The sequence below is a fragment of the Pseudomonas sp. 18173 genome, assembly GCF_050432945.1.
Classification (GTDB): Bacteria; Pseudomonadota; Gammaproteobacteria; order Pseudomonadales; family Pseudomonadaceae; genus Aquipseudomonas.
This window is the reverse complement of the sequence record NZ_JBKFTN010000038.1, coordinates 1-24,346: the sequence shown is the minus strand read 5'-3', so window position 1 is coordinate 24,346 and position 24,346 is coordinate 1. Positions and strand designations below refer to the sequence as shown.

Annotated in this window: 22 protein-coding genes and 1 pseudogene; 8 read left to right on the top strand and 15 right to left on the bottom strand. The window is 61.3% G+C overall.

Annotated elements, in window-relative coordinates:
- Positions 1-181 precede the first annotated feature (181 nt).
- Entirely contained in the window at positions 182-1,102 is a 921-nt protein-coding gene (locus tag ACLD1X_RS27705) for a LysR family transcriptional regulator (RefSeq protein ID WP_429373266.1), read from the bottom strand.
- A 110-nt stretch (positions 1,103-1,212) separates the two neighbouring features.
- Here ACLD1X_RS27705 and ACLD1X_RS27700 point away from each other — a divergent pair, with 110 nt between their 5' ends.
- Complete coding sequence (locus ACLD1X_RS27700; RefSeq protein ID WP_429373264.1) at positions 1,213-2,322, top strand: alkene reductase; 1,110 nt, start codon at positions 1,213-1,215, stop codon at positions 2,320-2,322.
- Positions 2,319-3,329, top strand: coding sequence for a zinc-dependent alcohol dehydrogenase family protein (locus ACLD1X_RS27695; RefSeq protein WP_429373262.1), 1,011 nt, complete (start codon positions 2,319-2,321; stop codon positions 3,327-3,329). The genes ACLD1X_RS27700 and ACLD1X_RS27695 overlap by 4 nt, the downstream gene beginning before the upstream one ends.
- 151 nt (positions 3,330-3,480) lie before the next feature.
- Here ACLD1X_RS27695 and ACLD1X_RS27690 read toward each other — a convergent pair whose 3' ends face one another.
- The 3 genes from ACLD1X_RS27690 to ACLD1X_RS27680 form a co-directional block, all read right to left on the bottom strand.
- Positions 3,481-4,200 (bottom strand): hypothetical protein, encoded by a 720-nt coding sequence (locus ACLD1X_RS27690; RefSeq protein ID WP_429373260.1) that lies wholly within the window; start codon positions 4,198-4,200, stop codon positions 3,481-3,483.
- Between the two features lie 181 nt (positions 4,201-4,381).
- Positions 4,382-4,828 (bottom strand): OsmC family protein, encoded by a 447-nt coding sequence (locus tag ACLD1X_RS27685; protein ID WP_429373258.1) that lies wholly within the window; start codon positions 4,826-4,828, stop codon positions 4,382-4,384.
- Between the two features lie 463 nt (positions 4,829-5,291).
- Positions 5,292-5,753, bottom strand: coding sequence for an HvfA family oxazolone/thioamide-modified RiPP metallophore (locus tag ACLD1X_RS27680; RefSeq protein ID WP_429373256.1), 462 nt, complete (start codon positions 5,751-5,753; stop codon positions 5,292-5,294).
- Between the two features lie 608 nt (positions 5,754-6,361).
- Here ACLD1X_RS27680 and ACLD1X_RS27675 point away from each other — a divergent pair.
- On the top strand, positions 6,362-6,658 hold the full coding sequence (locus tag ACLD1X_RS27675) for a DUF6124 family protein (RefSeq protein ID WP_429373254.1): 297 nt from the start codon (positions 6,362-6,364) through the stop codon (positions 6,656-6,658).
- Between the two features lie 86 nt (positions 6,659-6,744).
- Here ACLD1X_RS27675 and ACLD1X_RS27670 read toward each other — a convergent pair whose 3' ends face one another.
- Positions 6,745-7,761 carry a succinylglutamate desuccinylase gene (locus tag ACLD1X_RS27670; protein ID WP_429373252.1) on the bottom strand — a complete coding sequence of 339 codons (1,017 nt, stop codon included), beginning with the start codon at positions 7,759-7,761 and terminating at the stop codon, positions 6,745-6,747.
- Positions 7,762-7,931: 170 nt separating this feature from the next.
- Between ACLD1X_RS27670 and ACLD1X_RS27665 the strand changes: the two are divergent.
- Positions 7,932-8,417 (top strand): annotated as a pseudogene (locus ACLD1X_RS27665) (TetR family transcriptional regulator C-terminal domain-containing protein); the annotation flags it as partial.
- Here ACLD1X_RS27665 and ACLD1X_RS27660 read toward each other — a convergent pair.
- The 6 genes from ACLD1X_RS27660 to ACLD1X_RS27635 all read right to left on the bottom strand — a co-directional run bounded on the left by ACLD1X_RS27660 (position 8,373) and on the right by ACLD1X_RS27635 (position 15,314).
- Positions 8,373-9,377, bottom strand: a complete 1,005-nt coding sequence (locus ACLD1X_RS27660; RefSeq protein WP_429373250.1) for a DMT family transporter — start codon at positions 9,375-9,377, stop codon at positions 8,373-8,375. The pseudogene ACLD1X_RS27665 and the gene ACLD1X_RS27660 overlap by 45 nt on opposite strands.
- Entirely contained in the window at positions 9,377-10,075 is a 699-nt protein-coding gene (locus tag ACLD1X_RS27655; protein ID WP_413704511.1) for an ABC transporter permease, read from the bottom strand. Before ACLD1X_RS27655 ends, ACLD1X_RS27660 begins: the two co-directional genes overlap by 1 nt.
- An 18-nt stretch (positions 10,076-10,093) precedes the next feature.
- Positions 10,094-10,807 carry an ABC transporter permease gene (locus tag ACLD1X_RS27650; RefSeq protein ID WP_413704510.1) on the bottom strand — a complete coding sequence of 238 codons (714 nt, stop codon included), beginning with the start codon at positions 10,805-10,807 and terminating at the stop codon, positions 10,094-10,096.
- Positions 10,808-10,942: 135 nt separating this feature from the next.
- Complete coding sequence (locus tag ACLD1X_RS27645; RefSeq protein ID WP_429373247.1) at positions 10,943-11,725, bottom strand: transporter substrate-binding domain-containing protein; 783 nt, start codon at positions 11,723-11,725, stop codon at positions 10,943-10,945.
- 27 nt (positions 11,726-11,752) lie between these two features.
- Positions 11,753-13,756, bottom strand: coding sequence for an aminotransferase class I/II-fold pyridoxal phosphate-dependent enzyme (locus tag ACLD1X_RS27640; RefSeq protein ID WP_429373245.1), 2,004 nt, complete (start codon positions 13,754-13,756; stop codon positions 11,753-11,755).
- 157 nt (positions 13,757-13,913) lie between these two features.
- Positions 13,914-15,314 (bottom strand): MFS transporter, encoded by a 1,401-nt coding sequence (locus ACLD1X_RS27635; RefSeq protein ID WP_429373243.1) that lies wholly within the window; start codon positions 15,312-15,314, stop codon positions 13,914-13,916.
- Between the two features lie 229 nt (positions 15,315-15,543).
- Between ACLD1X_RS27635 and ACLD1X_RS27630 the strand changes: the two genes are divergently transcribed.
- Complete coding sequence (locus ACLD1X_RS27630) at positions 15,544-16,428, top strand: LysR family transcriptional regulator (protein WP_429373241.1); 885 nt, start codon at positions 15,544-15,546, stop codon at positions 16,426-16,428.
- 212 nt (positions 16,429-16,640) lie between these two features.
- A complete protein-coding gene (locus ACLD1X_RS27625) occupies positions 16,641-17,060 on the top strand; it encodes an organic hydroperoxide resistance protein (RefSeq protein WP_429373239.1) in 420 nt (139 codons plus the stop codon).
- A 178-nt stretch (positions 17,061-17,238) separates the two neighbouring features.
- Here ACLD1X_RS27625 and ACLD1X_RS27620 read toward each other — a convergent pair whose 3' ends face one another.
- Both ACLD1X_RS27620 and ACLD1X_RS27615 read right to left on the bottom strand, forming a co-directional pair.
- Entirely contained in the window at positions 17,239-17,691 is a 453-nt protein-coding gene (locus ACLD1X_RS27620; RefSeq protein WP_429373237.1) for a cupin domain-containing protein, read from the bottom strand.
- A 177-nt stretch (positions 17,692-17,868) separates the two neighbouring features.
- Positions 17,869-18,396, bottom strand: coding sequence for a winged helix-turn-helix transcriptional regulator (locus tag ACLD1X_RS27615; RefSeq protein ID WP_429373235.1), 528 nt, complete (start codon positions 18,394-18,396; stop codon positions 17,869-17,871).
- Between the two features lie 98 nt (positions 18,397-18,494).
- Between ACLD1X_RS27615 and ACLD1X_RS27610 the strand changes: the two genes are divergently transcribed.
- Together ACLD1X_RS27610 and ACLD1X_RS27605 are read left to right on the top strand one after the other, a co-directional pair.
- Complete coding sequence (locus ACLD1X_RS27610; protein ID WP_429373233.1) at positions 18,495-19,127, top strand: isochorismatase family cysteine hydrolase; 633 nt, start codon at positions 18,495-18,497, stop codon at positions 19,125-19,127.
- A complete protein-coding gene (locus tag ACLD1X_RS27605) occupies positions 19,127-20,692 on the top strand; it encodes an aldehyde dehydrogenase (NADP(+)) (RefSeq protein WP_429373278.1) in 1,566 nt (521 codons plus the stop codon). The genes ACLD1X_RS27610 and ACLD1X_RS27605 overlap by 1 nt, the downstream gene beginning before the upstream one ends.
- Before the next feature lie 177 nt (positions 20,693-20,869).
- On the opposite strand, the gene ACLD1X_RS27600 is transcribed toward ACLD1X_RS27605, so the two are convergent.
- Positions 20,870-22,288 (bottom strand): efflux transporter outer membrane subunit, encoded by a 1,419-nt coding sequence (locus ACLD1X_RS27600; protein ID WP_429373231.1) that lies wholly within the window; start codon positions 22,286-22,288, stop codon positions 20,870-20,872.
- Positions 22,288-24,346, bottom strand: a 2,059-nt coding sequence (locus tag ACLD1X_RS27595) for an efflux RND transporter permease subunit (protein WP_429373229.1), incomplete at its 5' end; no start/stop codon positions are given. The genes ACLD1X_RS27595 and ACLD1X_RS27600, both read right to left, overlap by 1 nt.

Genomic DNA, 24,346 nt, shown 5'->3' with positions numbered 1-24,346 from the left:
GAACCATAAGTGCAGAACCTGCCCGCCGGGAAACGAGTCTCCTTTTCCATCACCACCGGCAGCCTGGGTCGGAAGCGGCCCTTGGCGGCAGGCAGCTATCGGCCAGAAGCAGACCTTGGATTTCTTATCCTCCAGCGCTGCGTCCCATTGGCTGAGTGATCACTTCCTCGATAAAGAACCGTTAAGAGTTCTCCGAACGTTGATGCCGGGAAGGCAGAACCATGCCCCGCTCAAACAGGACAGTACTGGCAAATTCCGTGAACGCGCGAACAGCCCGCGGAATGTGCCGCCTGCTCGGAAATACAAAGTAGACACCTGCCTCATGGCTATAGCCGGGCAAAACTTCCTTCAATACTCCTTGTTCCAGATGTGCGAGTGTGGTCAGGGAAGGTACCAGCGCAATACCCAGGCTTGCCAGCGCAGCGCCTAGCTGTGCCTGATGTGTGTTCACCTGAAAGCGGCTGCTGACGGGCACTTCGATCATGCCGTCTGGACCGCGCAATTGCCATGTGACCGGAGTGCCGCCAATCGCGGGCCGCGTGATGCATTCATGCTGGGTCAGATCTTGCAGACTGATCGGTGTTCCATGGGTGGACAGGTAGTCAGGGCTGGCAACCATACGCCACTCAATCCAACCGATTTCCTTTGCCACCAGCATTGGCTCCACCATTTTGCCGGACCTGACGGCGACATCGATGCCGTCAGCCAGTAAGTCGGCGCGAGCATCGCTAAGCACAAACTCCACTCGCACGGCGGGATGTCTGGCCATGAAGTCGGCAATCAACTCCATGGGAAACCAGTTCAAGAAGTCCACGCCGGCTGCCACTCGAACCCGGCCGCTCGGCTGTTTGCTGCTGTCTGCCAGATCCTGGGCAGACTGGTTCAGTGCGTCGATCTGCTCTGCACACTGTGCAAAAAAGGCCTGGCCGGCATCTGTCAATGCCAAACGGCGCGTTGAGCGCTGCAGCAAGCGTACGCCGACGCTGCGTTCCAGTGCTTGCAGACGACGGCTTCCAGTGCTGGGCGGAATACCCAACCGTCGCCCAGCCTCTGCAAAGCTGCCTGCACGTACCACGTGAACGAACAGGGCAATGTCATTCAAGTCCAAGATCAATTATCCCAAAAATGCACGAGCACATGTCATTGCTTCATCTTTTTCCATAATAACTCCCGACCTAACATTGCGGGCACCTTTTACACAGGAAGCCTGTAATGACCCTCTCTTTGCATCACCCGGCACTGCTTGGCGAGCTGTATTTAAAGAATCGCATCATCATGGCGCCGATGACACGCAGCCGGGCAACTGAAGCCAACACACCCAACGCTTTGATGGCCGAGTATTACTCTCAGCGCGCATCCGCGGGGCTGATCATCGTTGAAGGCACCTCACCGTCACCGAACGGCCTGGGCTACGCGCGCATGCCAGCCTTATTCAATGGCTCCCACGTACAAGCCTGGAAGCAGGTCACCGCCGCCGTGCATGCCAAGGGTGGCAAGGTCGTACTTCAGCTGATGCACGCCGGTCGGGTAGCGCATGTCGCCAATTTGCCCATTGGCGCAGAAGTGCTTGGCCCTGGTGCGGAGCGCGCACCCGGTGACATTCATACTGACGCACATGGCTTGCAGGCTACCTCCGCTCCCCGCGCAATGGATACCACCGACATTCAGTTAGCCATCACCGAATTTGTACGCGCCGCGAGCCTCGCCATTGAAGCCGGTTTTGACGGTGTGGAGCTGCATGCAGGTGGCGGTTATCTGCTTGATTCCTTTTTCAACGCAACCATCAATCAACGTATTGATGCATACGGCGGAAGTTCGTCCGCGCGTAACCGTTTCATTCTGGAAGTAGTTCAGGCGGTGGTGGACGCAATTGGCGCGGCGCGTGTAGGCATCCGCTTCATGCCCCACAGCGGAGCGAATGGTGCATTCAACTATGCAGAAATGGACGCGCAATATGTAGAGCTTGCTCGGCAACTCTCCAGATTCGGCCTCATGTACCTGCACCTGGTGAACTTCGAGTCGATGGGGCTGCCGCCGCTGCCCATCAGCCTGCGTGACGCCATGCGCGATGCTTTCAACGGTCCGCTCGTATTGGCAGGTGGTTTTGACCAGGCCAATGCAGCTGGCGCACTGGAAAGAGGCGAGGCCGAATTTCTTGCCTTCGGCCGGCCATTCCTGGCCAATCCTGATCTGGTCAATCGTTTGCAGGCCGGCGCTCATTTGAATTGCGCCGACTTCGCGACGTTTTATTCACGCGGATCGCAAGGTTATACCGACTACCCGACTCTGGCAGAACAAAACGCAGTAGAGGTTGAAGCATGAAGACGTCCCAAACCTATCGGCTGACAGCGCCAAACCTGGAATCGCTGCAACTGTTTACCGAGACTGTGCCTGCCATCGGCTCATACGAAGTATTGGTCCGGATGCGCGCCGCATCACTTAACTACAAGGACAATTTCTACCTGGCTGGCGCACAGGGTATTCAGTTGCCTCGCCCAACCGTGCCGCTATCGGACGGCGCTGGCGAAGTCGTAGCGGTGGGTGAGCGTGTAAGTCGCTTCGCCGTGGGCGATGGCGTGGCAGGTAACTTTGTGCAGGACTGGCTGTATGGCCCCCTCGGCGATCACGCAGCAAATTCGAGCACGACGCTTGGTCACGGAGTTGACGGCACACTGACGCAATACCGTGTTTTCAATCAGGAAGGATTGGTGGCATTACCCCGGAATTTGTCTTTCGAAGAGGGCGCCACCTTACCTTGCGCTGCGGTGACAGCCTGGAATGCCGTGCGAGAGGTACGTCCTTCGCAAACAGTGCTTATTCTGGGCACTGGCGGCGTAGCCCTGTTCGCACTGCAATTTGCCAGAGCGCTTGGCGCCCGAACGATTGTCACCTCTTCCAGCGACGCCAAGCTGGCACGCGCAGCTGCAGCCGGGGCGGATCACTTGATCAACTATCAGGCCGATCCGGACTGGCACAAGAAAGCACGCGAGCTGACCGGTGGGAAAGGTGTTGATCACGTAATCGAGACCGTTGGTCCTGATACGCTGGAACGCTCCATACAAGCAACCCGGCGTGACGGTACGGTGCATTTGGTTGGCCTGATCAATCCGGTTGGGAAGATTGACCCAATGCTTATTCTTGGCGGTATGGTCACTGTACGCGGCGTGCGTGTCGGTTCGCGGCAATTGTTCGAGGAGATGAATACCTTCATCGAACGCAAAGGAATCCATCCGATAATTGGACACCGCTTTCACTTTGGTAATGCCAGGGACGCCTTTGCCCAGCAACTCAAAGGGCCAGATTTTGGAAAGATCGTAATCACCTTCTGACGTGGAGATGGTCGGCCGGAAGCCGTTGCTCACCAGTGGCTGCTTCTGGCCATAAGCGCGCAAGCCTGGCGCGGCTTGCTCTCCGACTTCGTGAGACGAGTGTAGAGCCCGGGACGCGTTGCAGAAGCAGACCGGATGGATAGCTGTTGGCTTAGCGCAACTCGAAATCGGACAGATCAATCCAGACCAAAGTGCGACGGCGATCCGCTTGCAAGTCAGCGCCACATGGGTGTACCCGCCTGCGACCCGGAAAGCGGATGCCCTGCACTTCAATGAAGTCATAAACATATTGAGCCGCCGCCAGGCCACCGGACACGTCCACCTGATAGTCGTGGCGTCGCAGCAGGAAATCAGGCCCGAAGTAGAAATCCTGAACAACACTGTGGGTGGCGATCGCCGAGGGAAACTTTGCGCGCAGAACCCGCCACGTTTCACCGTGCTCGTGCCAAGGTTCGACCTCTTGTACGGCAACCCCCGGCATGACCAGCAAGAATGGCGTCGACAGATAGGTCCACAGCGCATAGCCGCTGAAATAGGCCCGGTGCAGTGGATCCCAGGGTGTGTCCGCGCCGTGCCCGTCAAACGCTGACCTGGGATTGTCGCGCTGCGCAATGGTCTCGCCCTGGCTGTTGCTGATCACGACCCGGTCCGGAACGAAAGTCATGACGAACCCCGGGGCGCCATAGGGCGTGAGGGTCACCCGTTCTTCGTGTGTCTTGGTAGTAATACTGCGCGGGTTAGCATCCGTGACAATCCCCTTCGTCGCCCAGAATTCACCTCCGGTAACGATTCTGGCACTTACCGTCCCGAAGGCATTCCAGCGCTCAAGGCCGCCATGGGCAGCAATCACTTGCTTCAGAAGATCATTCATAACACTCCTCCGTTAGTCGACATGACATAGGCCGGCAAACCTCCGGCAAAAACGGCGACCCAACACCCAGCGGCTTTTGTCGCAAGCGAGAGCGTGGGCCGCTTCAGTAGTCGGACTGGCGTTCGCCGTAACCGCTGGCCAGTTCGACGCAGGCTGGACTGCTCACCCAGCCGGCAGCTCATCAAGACGTAATAATGGTTTGCTCGAGATAAACGGTTTCGTGCACCGCCCTCGAATACGGGCACAGCTGATGCGCCGATTGCACTATGGTTTCGGCGACATTCTGTGCCAGGCCAGGCATGCGGACAGTGAACCGGGCATTGAAGAACCAGCCCGGCCCCGTCTGGCCCAGGTCGATCTGGATATCCACAGAATAGTCCGGTGGCAGCACGACATTTTTTTGCGCGGCCACGAGCCCCAGCGCAGTGATGTAGCAGGCCGACCAGGCACCTGCAAACAATTGCTCGGCGGTCGGGTGCGGTTCGGCCGCGATTATTTCATGGCTGTCACCACCAGGCGCAGACAGTCTGATGTCGACGACGCCGTAATCGCCACGCTGGGCACTTGGGTCTCGGTTGACAGTGGTGTGGGTCGTACCCGAGTAAATGACTTTTTCGAGCTTGGTCATCACAGTTTCCTCAGTTTTGAGTTCAGATCAGAACAACCTTCTGATTGGTGCGTTGATCATCTCGCCGGCAGCAATCGCAACGTGGCTTTTCACCTGCTGGCCAAGAACGCATTTGTAGTTAAAGAGTTCCATGTATCGTGCGTGTATCGCGTGAAGGCCGATTTTGTCGGAGCACGTATCTCTGCTGCGCACTGATACAGTGCAATACAAAGATCGATTGGGTCTGCCCCGAACGGGGCAAGACGCGGGTGTAGCGCAGGGGGTAATCCTGCAGTGACGATCAGCGAGTTGGCTGATGTTGGTCGTTCTCTGCCGGTCATGGCCACAAAGCCTGCTGGCTAAATCCGATGCAATCGGTGGTCAGGTGGCGTGCCATTTCGCACCTGAAGATCAAACCAATACTGCCCACGCAAAAAACCCTTCCTGCGCGTCAACGCAGGAAGGGTTTTTTGTTTGCGGCCGATCAGTCTTTGGCCTGGCTCAACTTGGTGTACAGCTCGGTCGGTACTTTCTTGCCGTTGGAGATGAACTGGTTGGTGCGGTACTTGTACGTCTCCGCCTCGGACAGGAAGCCGTCGCCGTTGGTGTCTATCGCCTTGAATTCCTCGGTGCCATTGGGCGCTACCGCCAGCAGTTCCTTGAGCGACACGCGGCCGTCATGGTCGGTGTCGGTGCGTGCAAAGGACGCATCGCCGCACTTGCCTTCACCGCACTTGCCCTCGGCCTGGGTCTTTTTCGCGCTGGCTTCGTTGGCGCCGCACTTGCCTTCGCCACATTTGCCTTCGCTGGTCTTTTCCGCAGAGGCCAGTTGATAGCCTTGAGGCAAGGCTTCAGCGGAGAACGCGGTGGAAGCGAAGTTGATACCGCCGACCAGTGCAACAGCGAGCAGGCCAATACGGGTTTTGTTCGACTGGATACGAGACATGTTGATACTCCGGATCAATGGCGTGGCTGGACCACTATTGGTCGTACCACAAGGGTTAATGGACCTGGTTGCGAGGTGCGTTGGGCATCTCGCTCTGGCAGGTCTATTTGGCCCCCGTGGTGTATCCCGGCTGTATCCGTGAAGAGTGGGTTTTGTATGGCTGTATGCGGATGTCGTGCCCTGATACACAGCGATACACGAAAGCCGGTATTCAGTTGATCAGAGATGTATTTGCTCGCGTGGGGATCGCTCGACACCACCCACGAGCGCTTGTTTAAAAAGGTTGTAGGGTATTTCCTGAGAGCTACAACACCTTGCGTCGTTGCCTACGGTTACGCCAGAATCCGCCGGCTTGTGCGCCCTGCCCCTGGTCTCTATCGTTTCCGCGCCACTGCCCATCAGTGGTCGGGTTTAGCAGCCCGCGATAACTTGGCTGTGCGTGCATCCGTCATGCAGGTAGTTCATTGCCTGTACTTGATGGTGGCTGTACGTGGGGCGCCCTCGGGCGCGCCGGATTGCTGAGTTTCCCGGTCTGCTAACCCGCGTGCAGCTGCCACCCCTCTTCGTTTAGCAGCAAGAGGATTGGCACCCATAAGGAAACTCAGCATATGTTCAAGGTCACCCCCAACCCGCCGGATACCGATCCGACATCCCCATCGACTGCCGACATCAAAGCCGCACCGCGCACGCCTGGCTCCCTGTTTACCGTCGATCCCAAGATCGATACCGAAACCCTGATGGTGTATCTGGTCGAGACGTTGGCCTCAGTCGATGTGATGGTGCATCAGTTGGTCGATCATCTGGACGGCGGATCGCGCAATGCGCTGTTGGGGATTTCCAATAGCGTGATGCTGGCGGAGATCACGGCGAATCGGCTGCTGGACCAAATCGATCCACCCGAATAATCACGGTCAATTGCAGGAGCCGGCTTGCCAGCGATGGTACCGGCACATTCACCATCGCATCGCCGGCAAGCCGGCTCCTACAGGTGCTAGTTCGGATCAAGCAACCCGCCACTCCAGTTGCGCGACACCCGGCTGCCGGTGAATTTCGCCACGCCCATGCCCTGTGAAATCAATCGGTCGCGATAGCGCGTCACGAGGCGCCCCGCCTGCTCGGCGTGCAGCACCACTTCGGAGGATAGGTCGCCCGGGGTCCTGAGGATCCGCGCAAAGCGCTGCCCTTCTTCGACGAAATCCCCCAGCTCTTTTTCGAAGATCAGCACGCCGGGTTGCGGGGCGATGATGGTTTCCATGTGGCCCATTTCCACTGCCTCGACAGGCCAGTCGGCAGGCGCCACTGACTCATCGATGACGCCATAACTGCACAGCCAGTTGTACAGCCCTTCGGCATCCGATTGCGCGAAACGGTCGCTGACATCGCCCTGCCCGCGCAGCTCCAGGGTTGCCGCCATGCGCTGCCCGGTGACGCCTTCGCGCAGCCACGGGGCGATGATGGTTTCCTCGAAGGAGCCATCGCCGCCGTCATCCCAGATGATCGCCACGTCCATCTTCATTGCCGCCGCCAATTGACGGCCACGGGGCCAGAAGCTGCGGTGTACGTAGAGGTATGGCAAGGCCTCGTCGTCGGTGTGCAGGTCGAGCATCACATCGGCCGGGGCGGCCAGTTGCACCAGTTTTTTCTGCCACTCCTGGACGCAGGTCGACGGTCGCTCCATGGCCGCTGACTGGTCGAATGCGCGATTGAAGTTATGCCCGGTGGCGTCATGGTAGCGCCCGAGAATCCGCCCCTGGCGAAACTGCCCGATGCCCAGCGGATTGGCCTGCGGCACCACGGTGACGTTGCCTTTTATCCGGCCTTGGGTCTCGGCGACCTGAAGCCGTTGCATCAGCAGGTGCAGGACCAGCATCCCGGCGATTTCATCGGCGTGCACACCGGCTTGCAGGTGCACGTTCGGCCCGCTGCCATCGCCTGCATAACGCCAGGCGCCGACCTGCACGGTGTCGCCATTGTTGTTGCGAACGCTGAATGAAAGATCCTGCGGCATTGGCTTTCCCTCCCGTCATGAACGTTGAAAACGTTGTATCGCTACTGCCGATGCTGGTGATTGAACAGACGTTCAACTAAGCTCGGCAACGTGGAACCTCATCCAAGGACAGCCTCGTGACAACCGATGCCCCGAAAAACCGCCGCGCCGAACCCGATGACCGCCGCGAAATGCTGGTGGCCGCCACCCTGCGCTGCCTGGGCCGCGACGGTCACGCCGGGATCTCCGTGCGCCGCATTGCCACCGAGGCCGGGGTGTCCGTGGGTTTGCTCAACCATCACTTCGGCAGCATCGAGGCCCTGATCGCTGAAACCTACCAGCGCCTCGCGAGCGAACTGACCACTGCCCTGCTGCTGGAAATCGAGCAGGCCGAAACACCCGCGCAAAAGATCGACGCCTTCCTGGTCGGCTCGTTTTCGCCCAGGGTCATGGACCCGAAACTGCTCGGCGTGTGGGTGGTGTTCTGGAGCCTGATCCGCCACTCCGAACACGTCAGCCAGTCCCACGAAAAAAGCTACCGCGCCTACCTGGACCTGATCCGCCAGTTGCTCGACGGGCTGGCGGCCAGCGAAGGCTTCGTGATTCACGACACCCGCCTGGCGGCCATCGGCTTATCGGCGATGCTCGACGGTCTCTGGCTCGAGTGGTGCCTCAACCCCGAGACTTTCAGCGCCGCCAACGGGCTGCATATCTGCCGTTGCTGGATAAAGGGGCTGCGTCACGGAGCATTCGGCACCGACGACGTCCTGTGACGAGTGCCGGCCGAAGATCATCGCCAGGGTGCCGCTGACGGCGATCAGCCCGGCACCGATCATCAGCGAGGTATCCATCAGCGTGCCCCAGACCAGGCTCGACAGGGCAAACGCCCAGATCAGCCCGGTGTATTCGAACGGCGCGAGCAAGGTCGCGGTGGCGCGGCGGAAACTGGCGAACAACAGGAACTGGCCGATGCCGCCCACCAGGCCGGCGCCGAGCATGCCCAGCCAGGCGGGCGTCGGTGATGGCGTGTGGGTCCAGGGCAATGCGACCGTCATGCAAATCACGAACACCACGTTGGTGATCAGCATCTGCTCCAGCACGGACGTCTGTTCGTCCACCTGGCGCAACTGGATGTAGGTGAACGCCCAGCACATCGCCGCCAGCAGGGTCAGGACGATCGGCAACGGGTCGGTCATGTTGTCGGGGCGACAGGCAATGACCACGCCGACAAAGCCGACGATCAGGCTGAACCACTGCCAGCCGCTGGCGCGCTCCTTGAGGATCACCGCCGCCAGCACCGTGACCATGATCGGCGCAGAAAAATACAGGGTGGTCATCTCGGCCAGGGTCAGGTCCCTGGCCGCCGTGTAGTACAGCACCCAGGCGACAATCGAGAGCAAACCGCGCACCACCAGCAAGCGTCGGCTCGGCGAGTGCCAGGCCCGCTGGATCAGGCGCGAGCGCCCCGCCAGCAACACTGCCACGACTACCACGGCGGCGCGCCAGAACAGAATGGTGACCACCGAATAGTCGGCCACCAGCCACTTGATGACCGCATCCTGCAGCGACAGGAACGCGTAACCCAACGTGCACAGGCCAATGCCCTGCAGCGAGCGGTCAACGGTTGGCGAACTCATCAGGCGGACCTGCGCACGGGCGTCCCGCGCCGTTCGGCAAAGGCAAACAGCGCTTCGATCAGGAACGTCAGGCAGACATACACACCGGCTACCAACAGCAAGGGTTCGTACACCTGCAGGGTTTGTGCGCGGACCACGTTGGCGGCGCCGAGCAGGTCGATCACGGCGATGGTCGAGGCCAGCGCCGTGGACTTGAGCAGCATCACGGTTTCCCCGGCCAGGGTCGGCAGCAACAGGCGCATCGCCCGGGGCAAGCGCACCCGCAGCAAGGACTGGCGCGCGGTCATGCCAAACGCCGAGGCCGCTTCCATTTCGCCCTTCGGCACCGCCAGCAGGCCACCGCGAATCACTTCGCCGACATAGGCCCCGACCGACACCACCAGGGCGAACACGATGTACCAGTATCCGTCGCGCAGGTACGGCCAGAGGAAGCTGCCGCGAATCAGCGGGAACTGGGCGAACAGGCTGCCCAGGCCGTAGTAGAAAATGTAGATCTGGATCAGCAACGGCGTGCCGCGGGTCACGCTGGTGTAGAACAGGCTGACCTTGGCGATCACCTTGTTTTTCGAGATCCGCGCCAGCGCCACCAGGATCGCCAACGCAAAACCCAGCACACTGGAGACCAGCAGGATCGCGAGGGTGGTTTGCAGCCCCCGGCCCAACAGTGCCGCGTATTCAACTATCCACGCTGGAATCATTTCATTCTCTCTGCCGGTTCAGTCAACAAGAGGCATCCAGCGACGAATGCGTCGCTCCAACCGTCCCGAAAGGTAGTTCGACGCCAGCGTCACCGCGTAATACAACGCGGCAGCCGTGAGGTAGAACAACAGGTAGTGGCGCGTCGACCCCGCACCTTGCTTGGCGGTGTACAGCAGTTCGTTGGTGCCGACCACGCTGATCAGCGCACTGTCCTTGATCAGGTTGATCCACAGGTTGGCCATCCCGGCCATGGCGTAAGGCGCCATGATCGGCAGCGTGACCCGCCGGAACAGGCCGAAACCGCTCAGGCCGAACGCCTTGGCCGCTTCGATCTGGCCGAAGGGAATCGCCTGGATCGCCGCGCGGAAAATCTCCGAGGCGTAGGCGCCCTGCACCAGCCCCAGCACCACGATGGCCGCCAGCGGACCGCTGACATTGACCACGCCGTAGCCGAGCCGGGTCATCAGCGAATTGAGGAGCATGGAGCCGACGTAGTACAGCAACAGAATCAGCAGCAACTCCGGAACCGCGCGGAACAACGTGGTGTAGCCGCGCATCAGCGCCGCAATCGGCTTCGGCGCGCCAAGCTTGAGGCACGCCACCACCAGCCCGATGGCCAGCCCGAGCACAAAGGCCCCGGCGGAAATCTGCAGGGTCATCCAGAGCCCCTTCAACAGCGCACTGCCCCATCCCTGTTCGGTGAAATTGATCAGATCGAACATTGCCGGCATTTCACTCTCCAGTTACGGTCCCTGAAGCCTCCACATTCCCTGTGGGAGCGGGCTTGCCCGCGAAGCTTTTGGCGGCCTCAAGGCCCCCTTCGCGGGCAAGCCCGCTCCCACAGGATTTGTGTTCAGGCTTGATGGTCAGAACGCAGGTTTCACGCTGGTGCCGAAGTAGCTTTGGGAGAGGTCGTCGTAGTCCTTGCTCGCCAGCAGTTGCTGGATGGCCTTGTCCAGTTTGGCCTTGAGTTCGGTGTCGTCCTTGCGCAGGCCGGCCCCTACGCCTTTGCCGAAGATCGGGTCATAAGGCACGGTACCGAGGTAGGCCAGGTCCTTGGCATCCGGGGTCTTGACGAACGACGCCATGGCGGTGCCGTCGGCCATCATCAGGTCGATGCGCCCGGCGATCAGGTCGGCGTTGGCCGAGTCCTGGGTGTCGTAGTACTTAACGTCGGCGATTTTTTCGTAGTAGGTCTTCAGGTAGCTGGCGCTCACGGTGGAGTTCTGCACGCCGATGATCTTGCCCTTGAGGTCATCCGGGTACTTCTTCACCGACGCCTCTTTCGGGCCGACCACGGCCACCGCCGAATCGTAGTAGGCCTTGCTGAAGGCGATCTGTTTTTTGCGTTCTTCGGTCACCGACATCGAGGAAAAAATCACGTCGATCTTCTTCGCCAGCAGCGACGGAATGATGCCGTCCCAGGCCACTTCCTTGATCTCGCAATCGGCTTTCATTTCGCTGCACAGCTTGTGGATCAGGTCGACTTCAAAACCCTTCCATTCACCGTTGGCCTGCTTCTCGGTGTACGGCGGATAGGGTTCGGCGGCCACCGCGAACCTGATCGGCTGCGCTTGAGCGGTACTCATGCCGGCCAGCAATACGCAGGCCGCTCCGGTCAACCAGTTTGCAAAACGTCGATTTCCCATGTTGTTTTCCCGTCTTTTTATGATGAGTTAGCGAGTCTGATGAGCGTTGACGAATTGTCGGCAACGCTCGCTGCGTGGGTGTACGAACACTTCGTCCGGCGAACCGGTTTCCTCGATCAGCCCTTGATGCAGGAAGGCGACTTTGGATGAGACATCGCGTGCGAAGGCCATTTCATGAGTCACCAGGATCATGGTCCGGCCTTCTTCGGCGAGGGAGCGGATCACCCGCAGCACTTCCCCGACCAGTTCCGGGTCGAGTGCCGAGGTGGGTTCATCGAACAGCATGACCTTGGGCCGCATGGCCAGGGCCCGGGCGATGGCCACCCGTTGTTGCTGTCCCCCGGAGAGAAACGCCGGGTACTCGTTGCGCTTGGCCGCAAGCCCGACGCGCTCGAGCAGGGCTTCGGCCCGTTCGGTGGCCTCCGCACGGCTTTCACGCAGGACCTGGGTCGGCGCTTCGATGAGGTTTTCCAGCACCGTGCGATGGGGCCAGAGGTTGAAGTTCTGGAACACCATGCCCAGGCTGGACCTGATGCGCACCAGCTGCTTGGCGTCCGACACCAGCGGTGCGCCGGGACGGTTCTGGTTGAGGTGAATGCTTTCGCCATCGACCAGGATGCGCCCCTGGTCCGGCACTTCGAGCATGTTGATGCAGCGCAGCAAGGTACTTTTACCCGAGCCGCTGGCACCGATCAGGGAGATCACTTCGCCCTCGCGGGCAGTCAGGGAAACGCCCTTGAGCACTTCGATATTGCCGAAGCGTTTGTGCAGGCGATCAACCTCGATCATGGTCTTGCCCGCTGCCGGTTCGACGGATGCGCTACTGGTCACGGTGCCGATCACCGGCCTTGGCGCTTCGCCGTTGAGCACCCGGACAAAATCGCGAATGCGCTGGCAGGCCTGGGCCAGTCGCTCTTCCCCCAGGGTGAACGACAGCCGTACGAAACCCTGGGCCGGTTCACCGAACGCCGCCGCATCTAGCACCGAGACACCGGCTTCGCGCAGCAGGCGCCAGGCGAACTCCAGCGACGTCAGGCCGGTGCCACGCACGTCCACCAGCACGAACATGCCGGCATCGGGGTTGAGCACGCTGATGCCCGGGCAATCGGCCAGGCCGGACACCACCAGATCGCGGCGCCGGCGATAGATCTCGCGCATGCCGTGGGTGACTTCATCAAAGGACTGCACGGCCTTGAGCGCCGCTTCCATGACAAACCCGGGCAGGCCATACAGCATGCTCAGCACCAGGGTTTCGACATGGTTGACCAGGGCTTCGTTGGCCACCACCCAGCCGATGCGCCAACCGGTCATGGCATGGGATTTCGACAGGCTGCCGATCACCACACAGCGCTCGGCCATGCCCGGCAACGCTGCCAGGCTGAGGTGTTCGCGTTCGTAGGCGAGGCTTTCGTAGACCTCGTCGACCACCACCCACAGGTCATGGGCGATGGCGAGGTCGGCGATGGCTTGCAGCTCTTCGCGATTGAGTACTACGCCGGTGGGATTGTTCGGATTGGAGAAGAAAATCGCCCGGGTGCGCGGGGTAATGGCCTTGGCCAACACGGCGGCATCGAGGCGGAAGCCCGAGTCCGCCGCACAGGGCACCCGCACCAGCGTGGCGCCGGAGGCCTTGAGCGTCGCTTCGTAGGTCACGTACATAGGGTCGAAGGCGATCACTTCGTCGCCGGCGCCGAGCAGGCACATCGAGGTGGCGAACAAGGCGTTCTGGGCACCGGCCGTGAGAATGACGTTGGACGCCTGCAGTTCGCGGTCGATCAACTGGCTGTAGCGACCGGCAATGGCCTCGCGCAGGGCCTGGCGGCCAGCGACTTCGGTGTAGTGGGTATCCCCTTCGCGCAAGGCGTGGATGGCGGCGTCGGTAATGAAATCGGGGGTGGGGAAATCCGGGTCGCCGACGCTGAGGATGATCACGTCCTCGCCGTTGCGTTGTGCCGCATTGGCAGCGTAGTGAATATCCCAGGCGGCAACGCCTTGGCCACTGATCCGCTCAACAAAGGGTGAAAACCGCATGCCAGTGCCTCGTTCGAATTGAAGAAACGCAAGCCCGCAACCAGCCGGGGGAAGGTGGCCCCCAACATAGTCGAGACTGAACACTCGTTCAACAGAAAACTCACAAGGCTTCGCGTTCAGCGCAAACAGGTCGTTTTCACGACAGTCGCGCCGTTTTTCAGTACGAGGTTGCCGGGCGCCGTGACGCGAATTGACTGAGCGTGCCAATGACCAGCGCCACGACAACCAGCGCCGCCGCGACGGCGAACGTGACCCGCATCCCCTGCGCAACCGCTGCCGGTGGTGCCTGCACAATGTTGCTGCCGGCCGTGGCGAAGGCGAACACCGCGCCCATCACGCAAGCGCCGGTGATCAACCCCAGGTTGCGTGACAGGCCGAGCAGACCGGAAATCACGCCACGTTGCTGCGGCGCAATGTCCGAAAGCACGGCGGTATTGTTCGCCGCCTGGAACAGCGCATAGCCGGCGGTGAGCACCATCAGTGGCGCAAGGTAGCCGAGTACGCCGACGCTCATCGGCACGGCCGGCAGGATGGCAGCGCCGGCCAGCATAGCAACCAGCCCGACCACGCTCGAACGCTGCGCGCCCAGGCGGTCGACCAGCCGCCCGGAGGGCACGCCGGCCAATGCCGCCACCAGCGGGCCGGCCGACATCACCAACCCGACACTCGCCGCCTTCAGAGCAAGCGCACCCGACAGATAGAACGGGCCGACCACCAGGGTGGCCATGACGACCGTGGTCACCAGGGTGCTCATGGCGAACCCCGCGCTCAGCTGCGGATTGCGCAACATCGTCAGCTTGACCAGCGGCGACGCGGCCGTCTGCTCGACGAACACGAACAGGATCAAGCCGATCACCGCGACCAGCAGCAGCGCGGTATTGAGCGGGCCGAAGCTGCCGTGCCCCAGGGTCATGGCCAGCGTGTAGGCCAGCAGGGTCAGGACCAATACCAGCGTGCCGAGTGCGTCGAACTCTGGCCGATTGGACGTCACCTCGTGGCGATCCACCGGCAAAAAGCGCCAGGCGAGTCCGAGCGCCAGGACACCCAAGGGTACGTTGAGCAGAAAGATCCCCTGCCAGCCCACCTGTGCAATCAACACGCCGCCAAGCGTTGGCCCCAGGGAAGTGCCGACTGCCGACATCGTGCCGAGCACGCCCATCGCGCTGCCCATTTTTTCCTTGGGTACCGCCGCGCTCAACAGGGCCATGGACAACGCCATCATGGTCGCCGCGCCCATACCTTGTAAGGCCCGGGCAGCAATCAGCAGCCACAGGCTGGGTGCCAGTGCGCAGAGGATCGAGGCGACGGTAAACAGTGCAATGCCGATCAGCAGCAAGCGCCGCCGCCCCATGAGGTCGCCGAGCCGGCCGACACTGACGATCAGCACCGTGATGCTCAGCAAGTAGGCGAGCACCACCCACTGAACCGCCTGGAACGACGCTGAAAATGCCTCGACCAATGCCGGTAGTGCAACGTTGGCACTGCTGGTGCCCAGGGACGACAGCAGCATGGATAACGACAGGCTGGCCAAGGCTCCCCGAATCGATATGGACTTCATTCTCTCGCGACTCCGCAAATAGGTTGTCCCGAGCGTAAGCCTGGCCATAACATGGCGGAAGACGCAGCATTTGCAGTTTATTCATGCACGAGACGCCACATAGCGACGAACCCATGTGGGAGCGGCGGTGCGGCGATCCGACTTGCTCGCGAAAGCGGTGTGTCAGGCAATACACGTGTCAACTGACACACCGCATTCGCGAGCAAGCCCGCTCCCACAGGTATTTCCGATGCCCGACCTGAATCTGCTGATCACCCTGAACGTGCTGCTGGAGGAAGGCAGCGTGGCCCGCGCCGCGCAGCGCTTGCGCCTGAGCCCGTCAGCCATGAGCCGGGCGCTGGCGCGATTGCGCGAAACCACGGGCGATCCGCTGCTGGTGCGGGCCGGGCGCGGGTTGGTTCCCACGCCTCGGGCGCTGGAGTTGCGTGAGCGCGTCGCTGTGCTCGTACAGGACGCCGAAGCCGTCCTGCGCCCCGCCGAGGCGCTCGATCTCGCTCAACTGAGCCGCACGTTCACCCTGCGCACCAGCGACGGTTTCGTGGAAAATTTCGGACCGCAGCTCATCGCACGCATCAACGAAGAGGCGCCCGGTGTGCGTTTGAATTTCGTGCAGAAGCTGAACAAGGACAGCACCTTGCTGCGCGAGGGCTCGGTGGACCTGGAAACTGGCGTGATCGGCGAATCGACCAGCCCGGAAGTGCGCACCCGGATGCTGTATCGCGACCGGTTCATTGGCGTCGTGCGCAAGGGGCACCCACTGGCAAAAGGTGCAATGACAGCGGTGCGCTATGCCGACGCCCGGCACGTTCTGGTTTCACGCCGGGGTCACGATAAAGGCGTCATGGACGATGCCTTGAATGAGCTGGGCCTGAAGCGCGACATCGTCACCATCGTCGCCGGTTTCTCGTCGGCGATTGCATTGGCGCGGGCTTCGGACCTGGTCGCCAGCGTACCGCAGCGGCACGTCGGCAACCTGTGCCACGGGATGCATAGCTTTGCCCTGCCGTTCCCCACGCCACCGATCACGGTTTCGATGCTGTGGCACCCGCGCATGGACGCCGACCCGGCGCATCGCTGGCTGCGCGGGTGTGTGTGGGAGGTTTGCAGTCAATAACGCTACCGCCAGGCTTGACCGCCACACCCTCCCCGGTCGAAGGCATTCAAGCGCTTTGTATCGAACTGTATTTCCCCCGGCCACCTTACACAGCGATACAAATCCGCCAGGTTCAGGACATATAGGCAGTACATGGCAATGAAAAAGTGGGGCGCATCGGAAAGCGCAGGTTTTCCGGGCATTCCAGCGACCCACTGACAGGAAAAACCACCATGATCAATGCAATCGATACCGTGCTTTACACCGGCAAGACCCACACCACCGGTGGCCGCGACGGCCAGGCGCGCAGCACCGATGGACGTCTGGACATCCAGCTTTCGCCTCCCGGCTCTTCAGGTGCCGGCACCAATCCCGAGCAACTGCTGGCGGCGGGTTGGTCGGCTTGTTTCATCGGGGCGATGGGCAAGGCGTCCGTCGCGCTGAAAGTGGCCTTGCCGAGCGACGTTGCCGTGGATGCCGAAATCGATCTGGGCAAGGCCGAAAACGCTTTCTTCCTTCAAGCCCGCCTGAATGTCAGCCTGCCGGGCCTGGACCCGACCATCGCGCGCAAGGTGGTGGAAATGGCGCATCAGACTTGCCCGTACTCCAAGGCGACCCGCGGCAACATCGACGTCGAGATCAATCTGGTTTGACCGATGCACAGAAGCCTGGCCTGACGTCTTGATAGCGGTCAGGCCAGGCTTCGTGAACAGCGCAATTACTTGTAGGAGCGAGCTCGCTCGCGATGGTCGTTAACGATAACGCGTGTTTACTGGCTAAACGCGGCGCTCTCAAGACCATCGCGAGCGAGCTCGCTCCTACAATTGACCTCTACTCCTTCAGGATCAGCAGCGGCTCGCCTTTCTTCACGATGTAGGTCGCCAGCTCCGAAGCCTTGCCTCCACCCACGTTCTTCGCCACATGGGCGACACCTTCAGGGATGTACAACGAATCACCGGCCTTGAGCGTCACCGGTGCCCGCCCTTCCAGTTGATACTCGAATGTGCCGCTTATCACGTGCGCTACTTCGACGCCCGGGTGAGCATGCTTGGGCGAAGTCACGCCGGAATCGAAATCCACGAGTACTTGAAGGACTTCGCGATCGGCAGCGCCCAGGTCTTCGTGTACCAGGTCGGTGCGATGCAGGCCCTGTTGCCAGCTTTTCATCGCCGGGGCCGGCTGTGTTTCCTGGGCTTGCGAGAGGTTCGCAAAGGTAGCAAGACCTGCAGCGGCCAGTACCAAGCCAAGCTTGCCGAGGGTGTGACGGATATGAGTACGCAACATAGTCTTTCCTCCAGTTGAACCACGCCAGGCTGCGCCGAAAGTGGCGCGATGCCGGTGGTTCCATTTGAAGGCCGCCGTGTATCGTCCGGGTGTCGGGAAACACCGGTTTTGTATGCCCGGGTAACGGTGGGCGGCACGGATACCTGAGGATACAAACCCTTCGGGCAGGTCGCTGGCCTACTCCCCCGCCGCTCCTGCATCGGCCCCGCGAGCGCCTTTGAACGCGTCGCGTCGGGCGCTGCGTTCGGCGACATAGGCGGCACTCTGTTCACTGATCAAGTCTGCGCGGCGCAAGGGCTGCCCGCAATGCGCGCACAGCGGTCCGAGTCCGGCCGGCTCGCCGCAGCTGCGGTGGGTATACACCACCGCCAACCCTTCCTCGGGCGACTTGCACCAGGTTTCGCCCCAGGCCCGCAGCGCGAGGATCACCGAGTAGAACGCATCGCCTTTTTCCGTGAGGTGATATTCGTAGCGTTTGGGCCGTTCGCTGTAGGCCCGGCGCGCGATGATTCCATCCGCTTCCATGCTCTTCAAGCGCGCCGCGACCATTTGCGGCGTGCCGCTGGTCTGCGCCTGGATGTCGTCAAAACGATGGCTGCCCATGAACAATTCGCGCAGCACCAGCACCGTCCAGCGGTCGCCCACGACGGATTCGGCCCGGGAAATCGGACACAGGGTTTCAGAAACGGTTTTTTTCACCGACATGCGGTATTGCCTCTTTCCTAGTTACTATGATTATCATATCTACATGAATTACAGGCAACTACACTTCACACCCACCGATTGTTTTGCGGAGAACCGTCATGTCCAACGCTACCTACCCTCTTGATCGGACTGCCTATCTGCTGGTCGATCCCTACAACGATTTTCTCTCCGATGGCGGAAAGGTCTTTCCCCTGATCGAGCCAATCGCCAGGCAGGTCGGCCTGCTCGACAACCTGCGCACGCTCGAACGCACCATCCGCGCGCTCGACATTCCAGTGGTCATCGTACCGCACCACCGCTGGGAAAAAGGCGACTACGAAAACTGGAACCACCCAAGCCCCTCCCAGTGCAAGATCATGCATATGCATCATTTCGCACGCGGCGAATGGGGCGGCGAATGGCACCCCGACTTCGCACCGAAGGAAGGCGACATCGTCGTACAGGAGCATTGGGGGTCGAGCGGCTTTGCCAATACCGACCTCGATTTTCGCCTCAAGCAAAAGGGGATTACCCACGTGATCATCGTCGGCCTGCTGGCCAATACCTGCATCGAGGCCACCGCCCGCTACGCTCAGGAACTTGGCTATCACGTCACCCTGGTACGCGATGCCACCGCCGCCTTCAAACCGGAAATGATGCATGCCGCCCATGAGCTGAACGGCCCGACATTCGCTCATTCCATCGTGACCACCGCTGAACTCGTCGCCGCGCTGGCGCAGGCAGGTGCGTGATGCAGTTGACTGGCAACCTGCTGATCGGCGCCAGCGATGTCGGCGCCAGCGAAGGCACCCTGAAGGCGCTCAACCCCGCGACCAACCAATCGATTGAACCGGCGTTTGCGCTGGGCAGCGTGGCCGACGTCGACCGCGCTGCGGTCCTCGCCGACGAGGCGTTCGATGTCTACAGCCATACCTCGCTCGCCGCCCGGGCGGCGTTTCTCGAATGCATCGCCGACAACCTCGACAGGGTGCGCCAGGCGCTGGCGGCACGGGCCGCCCTGGAAACCGGCGTGCCCGAGGCGCAACTGGAAGGCGAGGCAATCAAGGCAGCCACCCAGTTCCGCCAGTTCGCCGATGTCGTGCGCAAGGGGCGTTTCCTGCAACTGGCCATCGACCCCGCACAACCCGAGCGCCAGCCACGCCCGCGCATGGACCACCGCCTGCAAAAGGTCGCCATCGGCCCGGTGGCGATCTTCGGTGCGAGCAACTTCCCCATCGCCTATTCGGTGGCCGGTGGCGATACCGCTTCGGCGCTGGCAGCCGGCGCAACCGTGATTCTCAAGGCGCACAACGCGCACCCCGGCGCCTCGGAAATTCAGGCCCGTGCCATTCGTGAAGCGGTGCAGGCCTGTGGTCTGCCCGAAGGCGTGTTCTCGATGGTGCGTGGCAGCGGCAATGCCATCGGCGAAGCACTGGTCGACCATCCGCTGATCAAGGCCGTGACCTTCACCGGTTCCGAACAGGGTGGCATGGCGCTGTATCGGCGTGCGCAACAACGCCCCGAGCCGATTCCGGTCTTCGCCGAAATGACCAGCGTCAACCCGACCTTCATCCTGCCCCGGGCACTCGCCGAACGCGGCGCGCAGATCGGCGACGGTTTTGCCGAACGCATGCTGGTCAATGTCGGCCAAGCCTGCCTCAAGCCGGCGATTCTGATTGCCATCGACGGTGCAGGGTTTGCAGCACTGCGCCACGCCATGAGCAAACGCGTGAGCGAAGCGCCGGCACGCACGATGCTGACACCGGGCATCCATGGCGCGTATCTGAAGGGGCTCGGCAACCTGGAGAACGCCGGCGCCCGCCTCGTCGCCGTTGGTTCGACTTCCACTGCGGAAGTCGATGGCCGCTCGGCGCTGTTCGAAGTCGATGGCCAACGCTTTCTCGCCGAACCGGCGCTTTCACAAGAGGTATTCGGCCCGTCCGCGCTGTTGGTGAAGGTCAGGGACGAGGAAGAACTGTTACGGGTCGCGCGCTCATTCAAGGGACAACTCAGCGCAACCCTGCATCTTGAACAGGACGACCTGCCCCTGGCCCGTCGCGTGTTGCCGACCCTGGAGCGACGTACCGGGCGCATCGTGGTGAATGCTTTCGCCCATCCGCAGGAAGTGTGTTTTGCCACCGTGCATGGCGGGCCGTTTCCGGCCACATCCGACAGCCGTTTTACCTCAGTGGGCATGACCGCCATCGAACGCTTCCTGCGCCCGGTGGCCTACCAGGGTTTTCCGGATGCCCTGCTGCCAGTGCCTCTGCGCGAGGGCAACCCCTTGGGGCTGCCGCGCCTTGTGGACGGTCAATAAACAAAAATGCCTAAGCCGTACCATTAACTGTAGGAGCGAGCTTGCTCGCGATGGTCGTCAACGAAAACGCGTGCTTGCTGGTTAAACGCGGCGTTCTCGAGTCCATCGCGAGCAAGCTCGCTCCTACAAACACAACAACAACAACAACAACAACAACAACAACAACAACAACGGCAGTCAGTTGTTTTTCGCCAGCCGGGTTTCACCGCTGTCCCAACCGCCACCCAGGGATTTGTAGATCGCGACAATGGCCCGGTACTGGTCGGTTTCACCCAGTGCCTGGGCATCCTCGGCGTTCAACCGTTCACGTTGTGCGTCCAGCAACACCAGATAGTCCACCACCCCTTCCTTGTATTGCGTCGCTGCCAGGTCGGCCGCCGCACGACTCGACTCGCTTTGCTTGATCAGCGACAGCAGGCGTTGCTGGCGTTTGCCGTAGTCGCTGAAGGCGTTTTCCGACTCTTCCAGCGCAAGCAATACCTGTTGCTCATAGGTCGCCAACGCGCCCTCGGCTTCGGCGTTTGCGCCACGAATTCGCGCCCGCACGCTGCCCAGGTCAAACGCGGCCCAGGTGATGCTCGGTCCCAGGCTCCAGGCGCGGGCGGCACTGGAGCCGATCTGCGAACCACGCCCCGCCGTGAACCCGAGGAACCCGCTCAGGCTCACCCGGGGAAACAGGTCGGCGGTGGCCACGCCGACATCGGCCGTGGAAGCCGCCAACCGGCGTTCTGCCGCCAGCACGTCCGGGCGCCGGTGCAACAGCTCGCCAGGGTCGCCAATCGGCAACGCCTTGGCGATGGCCGGCAAGTCCCTTGGACTCAAGTCGATGCTCAGCGTGTCCGGGCGTTCGCCCAGCAGCGTGGCGATGCGATTCTTGTGATGCACCTGCTCCGCTTGCAGTTGCGGCACGCTGGCCTCGACCGCCGCCAACCGGGCATCGGCACGCACCACGTCCAGCTCGTTACCCACGCCAGCGTCACGCAGGCTCACCGTCACGGTGCGTGATTCACTCTGGTTCTTGAGGTTGGCCAGGGCGATTTTTTCCCGCAGTTGCGCACCACGCAACTGACCGTAGGCATCCACCAGTTCGGCGATCATGCTCACCCGCAGCTGGTACAGGTCCGCCGCCGTGGCGTCTTCCCGGGCATCACTGGATTCCAGTTCGCGCTGGATGCGCCCGAACAGGTCGATCTCCCAGGCCATGTCCAGGCCCAGATCGTAACGTTCGGTGTTGACCCGATGCTCGGTCAGCCCCGGCACCTGCGACTTGCCCTGCAGACTGCTGACCCGGCTGGTGACCACCGGCAGGTTGTCGTTGCTGACGTCGTCGCGGATGGCCCGGGCGGTTTTCCAGCGAGCGAAGGCCACGCGCAGATCGCGGTTGCCATTGAGCGCGTTGCCGACCAGCTGGTTCAGCGTGGGGTCATCGAACTGCTGCCACCACAGCGTTTCGAAACGCGTTTGATCATAGTTGCCCCCTTGTGCCGAGACGACATGGGCAGGTGCCGTGTCCGGGGTTTTGTAGTCCGGCCCGACCGTGCAGGCCGCCAACGCAGTGACCAGCAGACTCGGTAAAAACAGTTTGAAAACGCTCATCAGTGTGCCTCCGGATCAATAACATTGAGCGAGTGAACGTGGCCCGCCTTGCGTGCGGCTTTACGCTCGATGTAGCGACGAATCAGGACGAAGAACACTGGCGTCAGCAGCAACCCGAAGAAGGTCACCCCGAGCATCCCGGAGAACACGGCAACCCCCATGGCCCGACGCATTTCCGAACCGGCTCCGGTGGACGTCACCAACGGGATCACCCCCATGATGAAGGCGAACGAGGTCATCAGGATCGGCCGCAGACGCATGCGGCAGGCCTCCAGCACGGCGTCCAGCGGCGACAGGCCCTGGTCCTGTTTGTCCTTGGCGAACTCGACGATCAGGATCGCGTTCTTGCAGGCCAGGCCCACCAGTACGATCAGGCCGATCTGGGTGAAGATGTTGTTGTCGCCCTTTGCGATGATCACCCCGGCAATCGCCGACAGCAGGGTCATCGGGACGATCAGGATCACCGCCAGCGGCAGGCTCCAGCTTTCATAGAGTGCCGCCAACACCAGGAACGCCAGCAGCACGCAGAGCGGGAACACCAGCAGCGCGGTGTTGCCCGACAGGATCTGCTGGTAGGTCAGGTCGGTCCATTCGTAGGTCATGCCGTTGGGCAGTTCGTCCTTGAGCAGTTTTTCAATCGCCGCCTGCGCCTGGCCGGAGCTGTAGCCCGGGGCCGCGCTGCCGTTGATTTCCGCGGTGACGAAACCGTTGTAGTGCGAGACCCGGTCAGGCCCGGAAGTCGGGCTGACCTTGACGAAGGTGGCCAGTGGAATCATCTCTCCACGGTCGTTACGCACCTTCAACTGGCCGATCTGTTCCGGCTCCTGGCGGAACTGTTGCTCGGCCTGGACGTTGACCTGATAGGTACGGCCAAAACGGTTGAAGTCGTTGGCGTACAGCGAGCCGAGGTAGACCTGCAAGGTGTCGAAGATGTCGTTGATCTTCACGCCATGGGTCTTGGCTTTTTCCCGGTCGATGGCGGCCTCGACCTGGGGCACGTTCACCGTGTAGCTGGTGAACAGGTTGGCGAGCTGCGGAACACTGCGGCTCTTGGTAATGATGTTCATGGTCTCCTTGTACAGCTCGTCGTAACCCAGGTTGCCCCGGTCTTCGATCTGCAGGCGGAAACCGCCGATGGTGCCCAGGCCTTGAACGGGCGGCGGCGGGAACACCGCGATATAGGCGTCCTGAATGCCGCCAAACTTGGCATTCAACGATGCGGAAATCGCCCCGGCGGACAGGCTCGGGCTTTTGCGTTGATCGAATGAACTCAAGCCGATAAACGCAATACCGGCGTTCGGGCTGTTGGTGAAACCGTTGATCGACAAGCCCGGGAAAGCCACGGCACTGTCGAAACCCGGCTCGTTCATGGCGATGGTGCTCATGCGCCGGATCACCGATTCGGTGCGATCCAGGCTGGCGGCATCCGGCAGTTGCGCAAAGGTCACCAGGTACTTTTTGTCCTGGGTCGGCACAAACCCCGTCGGCGTGGTGCTGAAGCCCATGTAGGTCAGGGCGATCAGGCCGGCGTAAACCAGCAACGCCACGCTGCTGCCACGAATGATCTTGGACACCGTCCCCACATAGCCATGGCCGGCCTTTTCAAACAGCCGGTTGAAGGGTTTGAACAGCCAGCCACCGAACAGGCGATCCAGAATCCTCGAGAAACGGTCTTTCGGTGCGCTGTGAGACTTGAGCAGGACTGCCGCCAATGCCGGCGACAAGGTCAGCGAGTTGAACGCGGAGATCACCGTGGAAATGGCGATGGTCAGGGCGAACTGTTTGTAGAACTGCCCCGTCAGGCCAGAAATGAACGCCGCCGGCACGAACACCGCACACAGCACCAGCGCCGTCGCGATAATCGGACCGGTCACTTCGCCCATGGCTTTTTTGGTGGCTTCGACCGGATCAAGCCCCGTCTCGATGTTGCGCTCGACGTTCTCCACCACCACGATCGCATCGTCGACCACGATGCCGATGGCCAGTACCAGGCCGAACAGCGACAAGGCATTGAGCGAAAAGCCGAACAGGTGCATCACGGCAAAGGTACCGATCAGC

Bases quoted from the DNA above. Each gene is read 5' to 3' on its own strand.
- ACLD1X_RS27600 (WP_429373231.1), bottom strand. From the start codon at position 22,288: ATGAGCGTTTTCAAACTGTTTTTACCGAGTCTGCTGGTCACTGCGTTG.
- ACLD1X_RS27690 (WP_429373260.1), bottom strand. From the start codon at position 4,200: ATGAATGATCTTCTGAAGCAAGTGATTGCTGCCCATGGCGGCCTTGAG.
- ACLD1X_RS27640 (WP_429373245.1), bottom strand. From the start codon at position 13,756: ATGCGGTTTTCACCCTTTGTTGAGCGGATCAGTGGCCAAGGCGTTGCC.
- ACLD1X_RS27685 (WP_429373258.1), bottom strand. From the start codon at position 4,828: ATGACCAAGCTCGAAAAAGTCATTTACTCGGGTACGACCCACACCACT.
- ACLD1X_RS27680 (WP_429373256.1), bottom strand. From the start codon at position 5,753: ATGTCTCGTATCCAGTCGAACAAAACCCGTATTGGCCTGCTCGCTGTT.
- ACLD1X_RS27610 (WP_429373233.1), top strand. From the start codon at position 18,495: ATGTCCAACGCTACCTACCCTCTTGATCGGACTGCCTATCTGCTGGTC.
- ACLD1X_RS27630 (WP_429373241.1), top strand. From the start codon at position 15,544: ATGCCCGACCTGAATCTGCTGATCACCCTGAACGTGCTGCTGGAGGAA.
- ACLD1X_RS27620 (WP_429373237.1), bottom strand. From the start codon at position 17,691: ATGTTGCGTACTCATATCCGTCACACCCTCGGCAAGCTTGGCTTGGTA.
- ACLD1X_RS27625 (WP_429373239.1), top strand. From the start codon at position 16,641: ATGATCAATGCAATCGATACCGTGCTTTACACCGGCAAGACCCACACC.
- ACLD1X_RS27650 (WP_413704510.1), bottom strand. From the start codon at position 10,807: ATGCCGGCAATGTTCGATCTGATCAATTTCACCGAACAGGGATGGGGC.
- ACLD1X_RS27675 (WP_429373254.1), top strand. From the start codon at position 6,362: ATGTTCAAGGTCACCCCCAACCCGCCGGATACCGATCCGACATCCCCA.
- ACLD1X_RS27615 (WP_429373235.1), bottom strand. From the start codon at position 18,396: ATGTCGGTGAAAAAAACCGTTTCTGAAACCCTGTGTCCGATTTCCCGG.
- ACLD1X_RS27605 (WP_429373278.1), top strand. From the start codon at position 19,127: ATGCAGTTGACTGGCAACCTGCTGATCGGCGCCAGCGATGTCGGCGCC.
- ACLD1X_RS27655 (WP_413704511.1), bottom strand. From the start codon at position 10,075: ATGATTCCAGCGTGGATAGTTGAATACGCGGCACTGTTGGGCCGGGGG.
- ACLD1X_RS27635 (WP_429373243.1), bottom strand. From the start codon at position 15,314: ATGAAGTCCATATCGATTCGGGGAGCCTTGGCCAGCCTGTCGTTATCC.
- ACLD1X_RS27645 (WP_429373247.1), bottom strand. From the start codon at position 11,725: ATGGGAAATCGACGTTTTGCAAACTGGTTGACCGGAGCGGCCTGCGTA.
- ACLD1X_RS27660 (WP_429373250.1), bottom strand. From the start codon at position 9,377: ATGAGTTCGCCAACCGTTGACCGCTCGCTGCAGGGCATTGGCCTGTGC.
- ACLD1X_RS27670 (WP_429373252.1), bottom strand. From the start codon at position 7,761: ATGCCGCAGGATCTTTCATTCAGCGTTCGCAACAACAATGGCGACACC.
- ACLD1X_RS27695 (WP_429373262.1), top strand. From the start codon at position 2,319: ATGAAGACGTCCCAAACCTATCGGCTGACAGCGCCAAACCTGGAATCG.
- ACLD1X_RS27700 (WP_429373264.1), top strand. From the start codon at position 1,213: ATGACCCTCTCTTTGCATCACCCGGCACTGCTTGGCGAGCTGTATTTA.